This is a genomic window from Enterocloster alcoholdehydrogenati (assembly GCF_013282095.1).
Taxonomy (GTDB): Bacteria; Bacillota; Clostridia; order Lachnospirales; family Lachnospiraceae; genus Enterocloster; species Enterocloster alcoholdehydrogenati.
Genome location: NZ_BLTJ01000001.1, coordinates 380,583 through 395,301 on the forward strand (window position 1 = coordinate 380,583; position 14,719 = coordinate 395,301).

Here is a 14,719-nt window from a genome sequence, read left to right on the forward strand (position 1 = left end):
CGCAAGTATTCCTGTACAAAAAACAGCCCTCATTTTCCGAAGGCAGATCCGTTGTTCTGGAAAATAAGGGCTGTATTCATCATAGTATTTAGCGGTTTGTCGCACCGGTGGTGGTCATCGGCTCCGTCATATCCTTCACATCTTCTTTTATGTCATTTACGCCGTTTTTCACATCATCTGCAATTCCCTTCATCACGCCTTCATGGGTGGTATCCGGCTCTGTTCTGTTATCCAGAGTACCGGCTGTTTCCCTCTCGCCGGCGGAGGTTCCGGCCATTCCGCTCTCCGCCATCCCTCCTTCGGTTCCGTTTGCCGAGGTTCCAGGAACTGCGGAAGATGCCGAGGGCTCTCCTGAGTTTCTGCTCCCGCAGGCCGTCAGCGAAGCCATAAGAACCGCTGCCAGAAGAAACATCATAACAGGTCTGATTTTTTTCATCATACATTCTCCTTTCATGCTCTGAGCCGCAAAAATGAAGTTCGCGGCTCCGGTTAATGAATCGGCCGGCTGCCGCGCGGCCCGATCCAAAAAAAGTGTATCTGAACAGGATTTTCAGATACACTTAGTATGGTTCTTATGAAAGATTTCTATTCCCCGGATTACAGTCCCACCACATCCGCCATGGTATAACGGCCCGGTTCTTTTCCTGCCAGAAACTTTGCCGCCTCCAAAGCTCCTTTTGCAAAAATAGCCTTGGAATAAGCTGTGTGGCTTATGGTCACTACCTCATCCTTTCCAGCAAATATCATGTCGTGCTCTCCCACGATGGAGCCGCCCCGTACCGAGCTGATTCCAATCTCTCTGACGTCCCGTTTTTCATGGATGCTGCTGCGGTCGGTAACAAAATGATACGCTCCGCCCATGGCTTCATTTGCAGCCTCTGCCATGGCTAACGCCGTTCCGCTGGGCGCATCCTTTTTCTGATTATGGTGTTTTTCCACAATCTCCATATCAAAGCCGGACGCAGCAAGCACTTTTGCCGCATCCTGGACTAATTTTAAAAGCAGGTTCACGCCCAGAGACATATTTGCGGAACGCAGCAGCGGGATCCTGGCGCCGGCTTCCTCCACCCGCTTTAACTGTTCCTCCAAAAGACCTGTGGTGCACAGCACCAGAGGAAGTTTCTTTGCCAGACAGTAGTCCAGCAGGCCGTCTGCTGCCTTGGCCGAAGCAAAATCCACCACTACGTCAGCCGTTTCCCGACACTCCTCCAATGACGCATATACCGGATATCCATATTTTAGTTCCGTGTTCAGGTCGATCCCTGCCACGATCCGAACTCCGTCCATCTCCTCTGCCATGGCAGAAATTACCTGTCCCATGGCTCCGTTGCAGCCGTGCATGATAATATTGATCATTTTCTGTGGTATCCTTTCTTTCACTGATTCTCATTTGCAGCCAGGCTTTACACACCTGTAAGAGGCAGATCCTACGCCAGAATACCGTAGTCCTTCATAGCCTTTTCAAGGATCGCCTGATGCTCCGGTTCCATCTCCGTCAGAGGCATCCTGAGCGGGCCTGCCTCTTTTCCCATAAGGTTCATGGCGGCCTTTACCGGAATCGGGTTTACCTCGCAAAACAGCGCATTGATCAGTGGAATGGCCTCAAGCTGCAGCCTGGCGCTTTGCTTCACATCTCCTGCAAAATAGGAGGCGCAGATCTCATGGGCCTGTCTGGGCGCTACATTGGAAAGAACCGAGATCACTCCCTTTCCGCCCAGGGATAATAGCGGCACAATCTGATCGTCATTTCCCGAATATACATCACAGGCTCCGTCGGTCAGATTCATCAGCTGGGCGATCCCGGAGAAATTGCCGGTGGCCTCCTTTACGCCTACAATATTTTCCACCTCACGGCACAGAGACGCAATGGTATCCGGCTGGATGTTGACGCCGGTCCGTCCAGGAATGTTGTAGAGAATCATGGGAATGGTCACCGCGTCAGCCACTGTGGTAAAATGGGCTTTTAATCCCTTTTGCGTTGCCTTGTTATAATAGGGGGAAACGACTAAAATACCGTCGGCTCCTCTCTTTTCTGCCTCCTGTGACAGGAAAACGGCAGTCTCTGTACAATTAGAGCCGGTACCCGCCACCACAGGAATTCTCTTTTTCGTCACATCACAGATAAATCCAATCACATCCAGATGCTCCTCGTGGGTCATGGTGGAAGCTTCACCGGTGGTTCCGCAGGCGATGATCGCGTCTGTGCCTCCTGCGATCTGCTCCTCTACCAGTTCCTCCAGCTTATCATAATTTACTTCTCCATTTTCCTTAAAAGGCGTAATCAGTGCAACGCCAGCTCCTTCAAAAACAGCCATAGTTATCTTCTCCTTTTTCACATAATATCATTTATATTCGGGAAATAAACAAAGTGTACATATGCCTCCTTTTATTAAGCGTTGACGAAAAAGAAGGGCTGAGGTAAATGTTCAGCCCTTCCATACAATACCGCCGGTAAGCGGATCCATATCTTCTGGTAGCTCTCCATCCACCCGGATGACAGTCACAGGATTCTTCATCCTGCGCCCAGAAACGATCCCGCAGGACTGACCGCCTCTTCGGCACCTTTCCCTTTCCCGGACCATCGTCTGTGCCTGCCACATCTGAACCGGTACTCCTGATCGGCGCAACCTCTACTCTGTTCATATTCATATACTATCATTATTAAAAATAGATGTCAACAGGGATCTTACTCAAAACGCGTCTGAAGCTTTGTCACCTCATCCACCCACTCGTCCAGAGCAGCCGGATAAACCGTCCCTGTCATGATCAGCTCCGCTTCTGACTGTCTGGCCTGGGTAATCAGAGCACACAGCTCCTCCAGGGTGATAATCCCCTCATCCAGGATCCCCAGAATCTCATCCAGGATCAGAATATCACATTCCCCGGTTACCAGAACCTTTTTGGAAAAGTTCAGTCCGTTCCTGATATTGATCCTCGCTTCCTCCTTTTCCTCGTCAGAAAGCCGGTCAAAAACCATGGGAGACTTTTCAAAGCGAAACAGCTTAAATTCCGGCTCCAGCCTTTTGAGAACCTCCATATTGTCGGAATCCATGGAGCCCTTTAAAAACTGGACCATGATCACGTTTTTTCCGCGGATCAGAGCGCTGACCCCTCTTCCAAGAGCGCTGGCTGTTTTCCCTTTGCCCGGCCCGCAGATCACCTGTATCATACTGTCTTTCATCATTCTGCACCTCATACTGCCTTCCGGACACGCCCTTTATGTGTGTCTGGAAAATGGATTTTCAAACACACTCTAGCACAGTTTAAGAAATAATGCAAATATTTCTTATATTTTCCGTAAGAAAATCGTAAGAGGAAATACATTTTGCCTACTCTGCGTCCTGCTCCAGCTTACTGATGGACACCTCATAGGCCACTCTTTTTTCGCACTCGGTCTCGCTGAGTTTCTTCGTGTACTCCCGGCTCTGAACCCTTCCCCAGATGCGGACGCGCTCCCCCACGGTAAAGCCGGATGCAAAGCGGGCATTTCTCCCCCAGCTGATGCAGGGTATGTAATCTGATTTGCCGTAAGGCCGGTTCACTGCCAGCAAAAGATCCGCAATCTCTCTGCCCAGAGGCGTCTTGCGGTAGATTGGCGGCTTGCAGATGTATCCGTCCAAAAAGATCTGGTTGGTTCTGGTATAGTCCGTAAATTCCTCCAGAAACCGGATCTCCCTTGCAAAGACCGACAGCATCAGACGGTTCTTTACGCCCTCGTGACGGTTATAGGAACGGAACTGGCCGATGGCCTCAATGGTACTCCCCCGAAGATCCCTGTGAACGTCAATCAGCCGTTCTGACACCATAAGCGGAATCACATCTGCCTGTTCGCTGAGCCGGTTTACTGACAGCTCTGCCATGTAAAACCCTTCGCCGAATACCTCGTGGCTGAATGAGAACTCTGATATGATCTCACCGATCACGCTCACCTTATTGTTTTCAATCACTTTTTCTGCCATTGTACTTCTCCTCTTCTTTTCCAATTTCACCCGGTTGGTCATAAACCATTCCGTATGCACATAACCAGTCTATGCAATTATAACCATAAAAAGAAGGAAAACAAAGGGGAAGTCATCGCACATATTCGACACCCCCGCAGTATTCTGTCATACTTTGGCGCAAAACGGAGAAATAAGGCAAAATCCCCGGCATATTGGCTGGTATAACCAGGAAATATGCCGAGGAAACGAAATACATAGATTATTTTCTGAAGGAAGCTCTCTTTCTCTGCAGCGGATCCAGAATCTTCTTGCGGATACGCAGGCTTTCAGGGGTCACCTCCAGAAGCTCGTCGGTATCAATAAAGTCCAGGGACTGCTCTAAGCTCATGACCTTTGGCGGGGTCAGCTTTAAAGCCTCATCTGCACTGGAGGAACGTGTGTTAGTCAGCTTCTTCGTCTTGCAGACATTGATCTCGATATCCTCTGCCTTGGGGCTCTGTCCCACTACCATGCCGGAGTAAACTTTAACGCCGGGTCCGATAAAGAGCGTTCCTCTCTCCTGTGCGTTGAACAGGCCGTAGGTAATAGCCTCTCCTGCCTCAAAAGCGATCAGAGAGCCTGTGGGGCGGTAGGAAAGATCACCCTTATACTCCGCATAGCCGTCAAAAATGGTGTTTAAAATGCCATTTCCCTTCGTATCGGTCATGAAATCACCGCGGTAGCCGATCAGACCTCTGGAAGGAATGGAAAATTCCAGTCTGGAATATCCGCCTGCCGCCTGGCTCATTCCCTGAAGGGCGCCTTTTCTAGCTGTCAGTTTCTGGATCACCACGCCGGTGTACTCCTCAGGAACATCAATATACGCTAACTCCATAGGCTCCAGCTTGTGGCTGCGCTCATCATAGTGGTAGAGAACCTCTGCCTTGCTGACTGCAAATTCGTAGCCCTCACGACGCATATTTTCGATCAGAACCGACAGATGGAGCTCGCCGCGGCCGGAAACCTTAAAGCAGTCTGCGGAATCCGTCTCCTCCACCCGGAGGCTGACGTCTGTATTAAGTTCGCGGAACAGACGGTCTCTTAAGTGGCGGGAGGTGATGTATTTTCCTTCCTGTCCGGCCAGAGGACTGTCATTTACCATAAAATACATAGCAATCGTAGGCTCTGAGATCTTCTGGAAGGGAATGGCCTCCGGGTTCTGAGGGGAGCAGATGGTATCTCCGATGTGGATATCTGCAATACCGGAGATTGCCACGATGGAGCCGATCCCAGCTTCCTGAACCTCCACACGCTTTAAACCGTCAAACTCATAGAGCTTGCCGATCTTGATCTTCTTAAACTTATCGGGATCGTGGTGGTTCAGCAGCACGCACTCCTGATTTACCCTGAGACCTCCGTTGTCGATCTTTCCGATACCGATACGGCCGACAAATTCATTGTAGTCAATGGTACTGATAAGCACCTGGGTATCTGCGTCGGGGTCGCCCTCCGGAGCCGGAATATGGTTAATGATCGTCTCAAACAGGGGACTCATGTCCACTTCAGGATCTTCCACATTGTACTTGGCAAATCCCCCTCTTGCGGAGGCAAAGATAAACGGGCAGTCCAGCTGCTCATCCGAGGCATCCAGATCCATCATAAGCTCCAAGGTCTCATCAATCACTTCCTCCGGGCGGGCCTCCGGGCGGTCGATCTTGTTGATGCAGACGATCACGGACAGATTCAGTTCCAGAGCCTTCTGAAGAACAAATTTGGTCTGAGGCATGGGGCCTTCATAGGCATCCACCACCAGAACTACGCCGTTCACCATTTTAAGCACACGCTCTACCTCGCCGCCGAAGTCCGCATGGCCTGGCGTATCGATAATATTGATCTTTGTGTCTTTATAAAATACGGCTGTATTCTTTGATAAAATAGTAATTCCGCGCTCACGTTCAATATCGTTGGAGTCCATCACGCGCTCCTGAACCTCCTGGTTGGCGCGGAATACGCCGCTCTGCTTTAACAGCTGATCCACCAGAGTAGTCTTGCCATGGTCTACGTGAGCGATGATGGCAATATTTCTTACGTCGTCTCTCTTCATCTTCATAGTGATTCTTCTTCCTTTATATATAAAAAACTCATAGTCTAAGCCACGGTTTTATAGTATAGCATTGGTATCTTAAGATTGCAAGACCCAAATCCCGCAAAATCATCCCGGTCTGCCAAAACACTGCACTTCTTAAAATACCACCAGTTCCCCCTCTGCCATACCATAATACAGCTCCTTTATCCGACGGATCTGCGCCCGGCCGTTTGTTCCTTCTGTGATCTTTGTCCGGAATCTCTCTTCCATGGAAACAGGCACTAAAAATACAAAGACTGCTCGATCTGTGTACCGGCTCTCCAGAATATCGATCCCCTCCTGGGCCGCAATATACTGAAGCTTCCCCACATGGTTATAATCAGCCTCTGCCTCCATCTGTACTCCCAGCCTTTTCTCCACTGCCACACAGTTTTTAAGCCCTTCCTTTAAGGCCCCGGAATAGGCTCTCACAAGTCCGCCTGTCCCCAGAAGGGTTCCTCCAAAATACCGGGTCACCACCGCGCAGACGTCATGGAGTTCCTCTCCCTCCAGCACATCCATCATGGGTTTTCCCGCCGTCTGGGACGGTTCTCCGTCATCGCTGCACCGGGCGGTCTGGCCTCTTTCTCCTATTATATAGGCGTAACAGTGGTGTCTGGCGTTCCAGTGCTGCCTGCGGATCTCCTCCACAAAGGCCAGCGCTTCTTCCTCTGTCTTAACAGGAGCAATCTGCGCTATGAACCGAGATTTTTTCTCCACAAGCTCCCCTTCTCCGCCCTCGTATATGATTTTGTAGTGTTCTACCACTTTTCTCTCTCCTTTTTTTCTTTTCTGGGGGTCAGCACCCACATTTCCCTTATTTTTCTGCTGTTTTTTATCATAATATAGTTAGGTCCCCAAGGCAAGCCATATTTATGCCCTTTTCAATTCTGTAAAACTGTTGTATAATTTAGGGAGCCTGTCTGCCGGATTAAGAGTCTTTGGGAGACAGCGCCGGGGGGACCCAACACGTTGTAAAGGAGAATCTATGAATTACGGAACACATGAGTCTGAGCGCAGGCTTAAGGCTCTCCAGTCAAAATCAGCCAAATACACCTCAAAGCTGTTCTTTAACATCTTTAAGGCTTTTTTTGTGTTGTTTCTGTTTCTGGCTGTAGCAGGTACAGCCATAGGTTTCGGTATGATTAAAGGAATCATTGACAATGCCCCCTCTGTGGACATCATGAACATTCAGCCGGACCGTTTTGCAACCACTGTCTATGACGCGGACGGCAATCTGACCGATACCCTGGTCACCAGCGGCTCCAACCGCGAGTCCGCCACCTATGAGGAGCTTCCCAAGGATCTGATCAACGCCTTTGTGGCTATTGAGGACTCCCGTTTCTGGTCCCACGACGGCATAGACCTGCGATCCATCGCCAGAGCCGTTCACGGTCTCATCAGCGACGATTATTCCGGCGGCGGAAGCACCATTACACAACAGCTGATCAAAAACAATGTTTTCTCCGGCGGTATGGAGACAAGCTGGGGAGCGCGCATTGAACGAAAGCTTCAGGAGCAGTATCTGGCCGTACAGCTGGAAAAGAATTCCGGCATGAGCAAGGAAGAAACAAAAAAAGTCATCATCACCAACTATCTCAACACCATCAACCTGGGCTACAATACCCTGGGCGTTAAGGTGGCCGCACGGCGGTATTTCAATAAAGAAGTCTCCGATCTGACGCTCTCTGAATGTGCGGTTCTCGCCTCCATCACCAAAAACCCCTCCCGTCTTAATCCCATTTCCGGCGCTGAAGATAATGCCGAACGGCGCAGGATCGTCCTTCAATATATGTATGAGCAAAACTATATCACAAAGGACGAGCTGGAGGAGGCTCTGGCAGATGATGTTTATGATCGGATCCAGAATGTAAATACTGCCGCCCAGGAGACCAATTCCCACTACAGCTATTTTACAGACGAGCTGGTGGAACAGGTGATTGATGCATTGATGAAAGAGTTAGGCTATACGGAAAGTCAGGCGAGAAATCTCCTCTATGCCGGGGGCCTTAAGATCTATACGACCCAGGATCCGAAGATTCAGGCCATTGTGGATGAGGAAATCAATAACCCCGACAACTACACAGTGGCCAAATATTCTGTAGAATACCGGCTGTCTGTCACCCATGCGGATGGAACTACGGAGCATTATTCAGAAGAAAATCTGAAATCCTACCGCAAAAATGTACTTGGGGATGCCTCCTTTGAGGGACTTTATGGCAGCAAGGAAGCGGCGCAGGCAGACATTGACCAGTACAAAACATGGCTGTTAAAGGACGGCGATCAGATCATCGGAGAACGCCAGAACATGATCCTGCAGCCTCAGGCTTCTTTTGTACTCATGGACCAGCATACCGGGGAGGTAAAGGCATTAAGCGGAGGCCGCGGGGAAAAGACTGCCAGCCTGACTCTAAATCGAGCCACCGGCATCTACCGTCAGCCCGGTTCTGCATTTAAGGTTATCACCGCCTTTGCACCGGCCCTTGACGCCTGCGGCGCTACCCTGGGCACGGTTTACTATGATGCGCCCTACACGGTAGGCACGAAAACCTTTAAAAACTGGTGGAAATCCAGCTATGGATTTACCGGCTATTCCAGTATCCGGGACGGTATCATCTACTCCATGAACATCGTTGCCGTGCGGACTCTGATGGAAACGGTTACGCCGCAGCTGGGCATGGAATATGCTCAGAAAATGGGCATAACATCTCTGACAAAAGATGATTTAGGCGCGGCCCAGGCACTGGGCGGACTTACCAAGGGCGTTTCCAATCTGGAAATGACCGCTGCCTACGCCTCCATTGCCAACAGCGGTGTATATACAAAGCCGCGGTTCTTTACAAAAATCCTGGATCATGACGGCAAGGTACTGATCGACAACACGCCTGAGACAAAACAGGTGTTAAAGGACTCCACTGCGTTTCTGCTGACCGACGCCATGTCTGACTCTATGAAGAGCAACCGCAAATTTACCCGCTCCGGCGTATCCATCACCTCTACCAGCACCCGTGCGGCGCTTACCAGTATGTCCGCTGCCGGAAAAAGCGGTACCACTACCGGAAACAACGACGTATGGTTTGTAGGTTTTACCCCTTACTATACCGCCGGTATCTGGGGCGGCTGCGACAACAACCAGAAACTAACCCATGGAAATGTAAATAACGGCGGTACCTCCTTCCACAAAAATATCTGGCGCAATATTATGAACCGGGTTCATGAGGGAATGGAGGATCCCGGCTTTACTGTCCCGGACAGCATAGAAACGGCAGAGATCTGCCGCAAGTCCGGAAAACGGGCCGTAGCAGGCGTCTGCGACCACGATCCAAGAGGAAATGCGGTCTACACCGAATATTTCGCCAAGGGCACCGCCCCCACTGAGGTCTGCGACAAACACGTAGCTGTCACCGTATGCGCCCAGTCGGGTATGCGGTCTACCCCCTACTGCCCGGAAAAGACCACAAAAATTTTCATGGTGCTTCCAGAGGGAGAAGAAAATCTGGCTACGGATGATTCCGTATTTGCCATCCCCGGATACTGCACCATCCATTCCGGCAATTCTACGGTAATTTCGCCTTCTTCCGGTTCCGGCGAGACGCAAAACGGCACTGACAGCGGATCCGGCGGCGTGACCATCTCCCCCATCGGCCCAGGGTATGAACCCCAGACACGGCCTTCCTGGGAGACTTCAGGCCCCGGAGCCCGGTAAAACAAAAACAGCTGCAGCAAACGGTCACATTATCAGATGATGTTCCGTTTTGCTGCAGCCGTTTTTTATATATCATTCTTTATCTGGTCGGCGCTGCCTCACCCAGTTTTCAAAGTCCCCGGCAGGCATTGGGCGGGAATAGAAATATCCCTGAACCAGGTCGCAGCCAGCCTCCTTCAGCCGCTGAATCTGTTCCCCGCTTTCCACCCCTTCAGCTACCACACGGATCTTTAGCTCATGAGCCAGTAAGATTAAGGCATTTACAATCTTCCAGCTCTTCTCGCTGCTGCTTGAGAAAAACTGACGATCCAGCTTGATGGTGTCCACATTTAAGTCCTTTAACAGAGCCAGGGAGGAATATCCAAAGCCAAAATCATCCAGGGAACAGCCAAAACCGCAGGAACGTATTTTTTCTGTAAACGCCTTCATTTCGCCGATCTGAGCAGGATCGAAAAATAGAGATTCCGTCATTTCCAGTTCAATCTGACCATCTTGGATGTGATATTTTTCCTTAAGTTCCTTCATATCGTTCAGACAGTTTCTGCCCCGCCTGATCAGATGCGCTCTGGACAGATTGACAGATATACGAAGTTCTGACAGGCCGGTCTGATTCCATCGGCTGAGTATCCGGCACATTCTTTCAAACATATACAGATCCAGACTGCATACTTTTCCATTTCCCTCCAGAAGCGGAACGAATTCTGCCGGGTACACCATGCCATACTGGGGATGATGCCATCTGGCCAGCGCCTCAGCCTCGCAGAAGCCCTCCTTCTGAAGATATACCTTTGGCTGAAGATATACCTCAAATTCATCATGCTCCAGACCATGGGCAAAGGAATCCCCCAGCCGTTTTTCCCTCAAATTCCTTGCTTCCAGCGCTTCATTATAAAAAACACAGCCAGACTGGCTCTCACAGTATTCGCTGGCACGAACGGCTCGGTCCTGAAGAATGCGGATATTCAGCCTGTGATCTGTAATCATGCAGGCCCCCAGCGCGGTTTCCAGATCCATCCCCACAGCCCTAAGTTCCGGAGCGCCTGAAACCTCTTCAAGCATCTGCTCTAACCGCTCTCTCACCCGCTCCTCTCTGTCTCCCTCCAAAAGCATAAAATAGTGATCGCATTCGCTTCGTGTTACAATCTCTTCTTTACGGATAGAACGCTTTAAAATGTTGTAAATCTGTTTTAAAAGAGTATTCCCCGTTTCCACTCCGTAAAGCTCATTGATATTTTTAAAACCGCGGATATTTAAAAAGGCCATTACATAAGGCCTTTGGGGCTCCTTTTCAAGTTTTTCCTGAACCCGCAAAAGAAACGCCGCATTGCTGATGCCTCCGGTGAGAGGATCGTTAAAAGCCGCTTCTTTCATTTTTCTGCGCAATGCCAATATATTCTGTCGTCCCAATGCTGTCTCCTCCTGTCTGCGGCCGCTCTGCTACGGCTTCCCCTGTTCTGCGATCCTATAGCCGTTTCTTCCATGCCTTTTTACCTCATAAAGAGCCTGATCTGCCTTTTCATAAAGCTCCTTAAAAGCCATTCCCCGCTCCGCTATAGCAATACCAACGGACGCGCTGATATCCACCCTTTTCTGTTCTCTCTCCCAGGACATTAAAAGAGCCTTATTCACCTTTTTAGCACACTGTTCCAGAGCGAAAAGATCCGGAAGCTCCTCCAGAAACAAAACAAATTCATCCCCTCCCAGACGGCCCGCCAGATCTGTCTTGCGTATAGAGAATCGGAGGTTTGCGCCTGCCTGCTTAAGAGCCTGATCTCCCATCATATGTCCCAGAGTATCATTTAAGGTTTTAAAATGATCCAGATCCAGAATAAATAAAGCATCTAACCCCGCCGTCTCTAAGTCCTGTATTGTTTTAAGGCGTTCCTCCACGGCTTCCACAAACGTTTCACGGTTATAAAGCCCTGTAAGGGCGTCTGTCCTTGTCTTGCGGCTGATGGTTTCCAGCTTATGCTTCTGATCCATCTGCTCAGTGTATCCTTCTAAAAAACCTACCGCGCTGGTTTCATCCACAGTCAGCACGTGAATCCTGTTCCACTCCCAGGCTCCATCCGCCTTCAGCTGCAGAACCAAGGGTTCCACCTCAAGGCCGCAGATCACTTTTCTGTAAAAATGCTCATACACTCCCCTGTCCTTTTTCTGAATATACCCCCTGTCTGTCATAGCTTCCGGTGTAATATTCTCCAAAACATCATATTCGGCATCATCCTGACAGCGGCTGCGGTAGATCTTTACCCGACCTGCGGCAAGATCCAATTCAAAGGGGGTATCCTGTGTTTTGTCCATCACGATCCGAAACAGCTGATTCTTAATAGCCAGTTCCCGGTTTTTCTGGCTGATCCTGCGGTTCCCCTCATAGGCCAGCAGGATAACAACGCCAACCACAAGAGCCACAGACAGACTAAACCATAAAAGCATATCCAAAGACAGGCCCTGGATCTCATTCACATATCCGTTCAGCTGGTCTGAGGGCATGGCGGAAAATACATACCAGTTGTTGATCCCAAGAGGCTGATAGCTTACATAGCGTCCCTGGCCCCCATATTGAAAATACAGCATCCCGGACTGATAATTTTCCACTTTCTCCTTAACCTTCTCTACCGTATCCCCTTCCAGGTATTCATACCGTTCCATCTCCTCCCAAAGCAGCATATCCCGCTCTGTCGCCAGGGCGTTTTCATTTTGCGAGCGGCTTATATAGCGTCCCTTATCATCCACAATCTGAAAATAGAGATCAAAATCCATCTCCTGATCTATAATATCCGTAATGAATGAAATAGGATACTGCCCCCAGACAGCGCCCTGAATCTGTCCCGCAGTCTCTAAGGGAACCATCACAAGAATCTGGTCCATATGCTGCCTCTCACTGGTAAAAACATCCGAGATAAAAACCTCTCCCCTGTCCATGACCTTCAGAAAACCCGTCTGATCCACCTGCCAGCCTGTCCCCGTATCGTCAATGGCATTGCCGTCCCGATCCATCAGACCCGCTATGGTAAAACCGGTCTTATCTCTGATCTGAATCAGCTGATCCACGCTTTCCGGAGAAATCAGTTCTCTTTGCCTGGAAAATATCTCTTCACTTACCTCCAGCGTCTCAATACAATGCTTCATCTCATTGCGGATGATTCTTACCACATAATCTGAAACATTCCCTATCTGTTCCATATTCTGATCCAGGATCTTTCGATGTATGTGCCTGGAATAACAAAAAAACACCACCAGTATGTTAATTATGGCAAACACAATGACCCCTGTGACTAACAAAGCCCATGAGGCCATTTTCCAGCCATTCTTTTTTTGCTCACCCATAGCGTCTCCCCCAGTGTATTCGCCTGTCTGTTGGCGATTCCATATATATCTTATAATAATCTCAATCGCAAACAGGTACCATCCGCCGATGGGAGAAGTTTCCTCTCATCTGTGGATGGTACCTATTATAACAGACTTTTCAGGGGATGAATACAATTTCTTTAATAAATTACCCTTTCATCTTTGGCTTAAACAGCACAGAAGCCAGATAGCCAAAAATCAGCGCTCCGCTGATGCCGGCGGAAGCGGCCGTAAGCCCTCCTTTAAAGAGCCCCAATGCCCCTTCCTCTTCCAGAGCGGTCTTTACCCCTTTAAAAAGCGTATTTCCAAATCCCAGAAGCGGCACGCTGGCCCCTGCTCCCGCCCATTTAAGAAACGGCTCATACAGCCCCAGAGCGCCCAATACAGACCCTGAAACCACCAGAAGAACCATGATCCGGCCCGGCATCAGCTTTGTCTTTTCCATCAGGATCTGAACCAGCGCACAAATCAGGCCTCCAACCACAAATGCCTTGATATAATCCATATTCAATCTCCTTCCATATGCTCAATGACCACTCCATGGGCAATCCCCGGTATGGTCTGGCCTTCATTATAGCTTACAGTGGACAAAAGAGCTCCGGTAGGTACAAAAAGAACCCGTTTCCAGAGTCCCTCCTGCAGCTTTGGAAGAACAGCGGCGCACAGGGTTACGGCAGCACAGCCGCAGCCGCTCCCTCCTGCGTGGGTATCCTGAGTTTCCTTATTAAAAATCTCCACACCGCAGTCCATGTGAAGCCTGCTTAAGTCACGTCCCTTTTCCTTCATCAAATCCAGTAAAATCCGGCTTCCAATTTCGCCCAGATCGCCGGTAATGATCTGATCATACCAGGTCTCATCTTTACCCAGATCCTCCAGATTCTGTTCAATGGTGTGAAATGCGGCGGGCGCCATAGCGGCTCCCATATTCATGGAATCCCTGGCCCCAATATCCACCATTTTTCCGGTGGTCACTGCTGTGATCTTTGCCAGCCCCGATTCTCCCTGGCGTCCAATCACCACCGCTCCGCACCCTGTAACCGTCCAGGAGGCCGACATGGGACGCTGGTTTCCATAGGCCAGCGGAAAACGGAACTGCTTTTCTGCTGTTGCAAAATGACTGGACGCCATAGATACCACATGATCCGCATAGCCTGCATTCACCATCATGGCTCCCAGACTCATCGCCTCTCCCATCGTAGAACAGGCGCCATAGAGGCCAAATAAGGGGATCTCCAGATCTACCGTGCCGAAGGAAGTAGCAATCAGCTGTCCCAGCAGATCTCCGGCAAACAGATAACGGATATCCTCCCTGTCAAGCCCCGCCTTTTCAATCGCAAGTTCTGCCGCCTCCTTCTGCATAGCACTTTCCGCCTGCTCCCAGTTTTCCTTTTCTTTCCCGTCATCCAGTAAATGACGGTCAAAAAACGGTCCCAGCGGCCCACCGCTTTCTTTCTTTCCGGCCACGCTGGCCGCCCCTGCAATTACCGGCGGCCGGGCAAATTGAACGGTAGCCTTGCCTTTCTTCTGTTCCATATATTTTCGCACCTCTTTCCCATATTTTCCCAGAAACGAATCTTTCCAAAATCCACTTCTGACATTCTTACATTAGTATGAACG

General features: G+C 49.9%; 12 protein-coding genes and 1 riboswitch. Of the genes, 1 reads left to right on the plus strand and 11 read right to left on the minus strand.

Annotated features, from left to right (window positions below):
• Positions 1-88: 88 nt before the first annotated feature.
• From HW447_RS01850 to HW447_RS01885, 7 genes are all read right to left on the minus strand, one after another.
• A complete protein-coding gene (locus HW447_RS01850; RefSeq protein WP_176253609.1) occupies positions 89-436 on the minus strand; it encodes a hypothetical protein in 348 nt (115 codons plus the stop codon).
• Positions 437-597: 161 nt separating this feature from the next.
• On the minus strand, positions 598-1,356 hold the full coding sequence (gene dapB, locus HW447_RS01855; protein WP_176253610.1) for a 4-hydroxy-tetrahydrodipicolinate reductase: 759 nt from the start codon (positions 1,354-1,356) through the stop codon (positions 598-600).
• A 71-nt stretch (positions 1,357-1,427) separates the two neighbouring features.
• Positions 1,428-2,315 (minus strand): 4-hydroxy-tetrahydrodipicolinate synthase, encoded by an 888-nt coding sequence (dapA, locus tag HW447_RS01860; RefSeq protein ID WP_176253611.1) that lies wholly within the window; start codon positions 2,313-2,315, stop codon positions 1,428-1,430.
• A gap of 151 nt (positions 2,316-2,466) precedes the next feature.
• A riboswitch (Lysine riboswitch) is annotated at positions 2,467-2,641 on the minus strand.
• Positions 2,642-2,686: 45 nt separating this feature from the next.
• The gene (locus HW447_RS01870) at positions 2,687-3,184 is read right to left on the minus strand and encodes a cob(I)yrinic acid a,c-diamide adenosyltransferase (protein ID WP_176253613.1); all 498 of its coding nucleotides are present in this window, start codon (positions 3,182-3,184) and stop codon (positions 2,687-2,689) included.
• 145 nt (positions 3,185-3,329) lie between these two features.
• Positions 3,330-3,959 carry a single-stranded DNA-binding protein gene (locus HW447_RS01875; protein ID WP_176253614.1) on the minus strand — a complete coding sequence of 210 codons (630 nt, stop codon included), beginning with the start codon at positions 3,957-3,959 and terminating at the stop codon, positions 3,330-3,332.
• Between the two features lie 241 nt (positions 3,960-4,200).
• Positions 4,201-6,030 carry a translational GTPase TypA gene (gene typA, locus HW447_RS01880; protein ID WP_176253615.1) on the minus strand — a complete coding sequence of 610 codons (1,830 nt, stop codon included), beginning with the start codon at positions 6,028-6,030 and terminating at the stop codon, positions 4,201-4,203.
• A 132-nt stretch (positions 6,031-6,162) separates the two neighbouring features.
• On the minus strand, positions 6,163-6,813 hold the full coding sequence (locus HW447_RS01885) for a YigZ family protein (RefSeq protein ID WP_176253616.1): 651 nt from the start codon (positions 6,811-6,813) through the stop codon (positions 6,163-6,165).
• Positions 6,814-7,033: 220 nt separating this feature from the next.
• On the opposite strand from HW447_RS01885, the gene HW447_RS01890 reads away from it, so the two are divergent.
• Complete coding sequence (locus HW447_RS01890) at positions 7,034-9,751, plus strand: transglycosylase domain-containing protein (RefSeq protein ID WP_176253617.1); 2,718 nt, start codon at positions 7,034-7,036, stop codon at positions 9,749-9,751.
• A 72-nt stretch (positions 9,752-9,823) separates the two neighbouring features.
• Here HW447_RS01890 and HW447_RS01895 read toward each other — a convergent pair whose 3' ends face one another.
• The 4 genes from HW447_RS01895 to HW447_RS01910 all read right to left on the minus strand — a co-directional run bounded on the left by HW447_RS01895 (position 9,824) and on the right by HW447_RS01910 (position 14,635).
• Positions 9,824-11,158 (minus strand): GGDEF domain-containing phosphodiesterase, encoded by a 1,335-nt coding sequence (locus HW447_RS01895; RefSeq protein ID WP_176253618.1) that lies wholly within the window; start codon positions 11,156-11,158, stop codon positions 9,824-9,826.
• A gap of 30 nt (positions 11,159-11,188) precedes the next feature.
• On the minus strand, positions 11,189-13,081 hold the full coding sequence (locus tag HW447_RS01900) for a sensor domain-containing diguanylate cyclase (RefSeq protein ID WP_176253619.1): 1,893 nt from the start codon (positions 13,079-13,081) through the stop codon (positions 11,189-11,191).
• Positions 13,082-13,250: 169 nt separating this feature from the next.
• Complete coding sequence (spoVAE, locus tag HW447_RS01905) at positions 13,251-13,607, minus strand: stage V sporulation protein AE (protein ID WP_176253620.1); 357 nt, start codon at positions 13,605-13,607, stop codon at positions 13,251-13,253.
• A gap of 2 nt (positions 13,608-13,609) precedes the next feature.
• The gene (locus tag HW447_RS01910; protein ID WP_176253621.1) at positions 13,610-14,635 is read right to left on the minus strand and encodes a stage V sporulation protein AD; all 1,026 of its coding nucleotides are present in this window, start codon (positions 14,633-14,635) and stop codon (positions 13,610-13,612) included.
• Between the last annotated feature and the right edge of the window lie 84 nt (positions 14,636-14,719).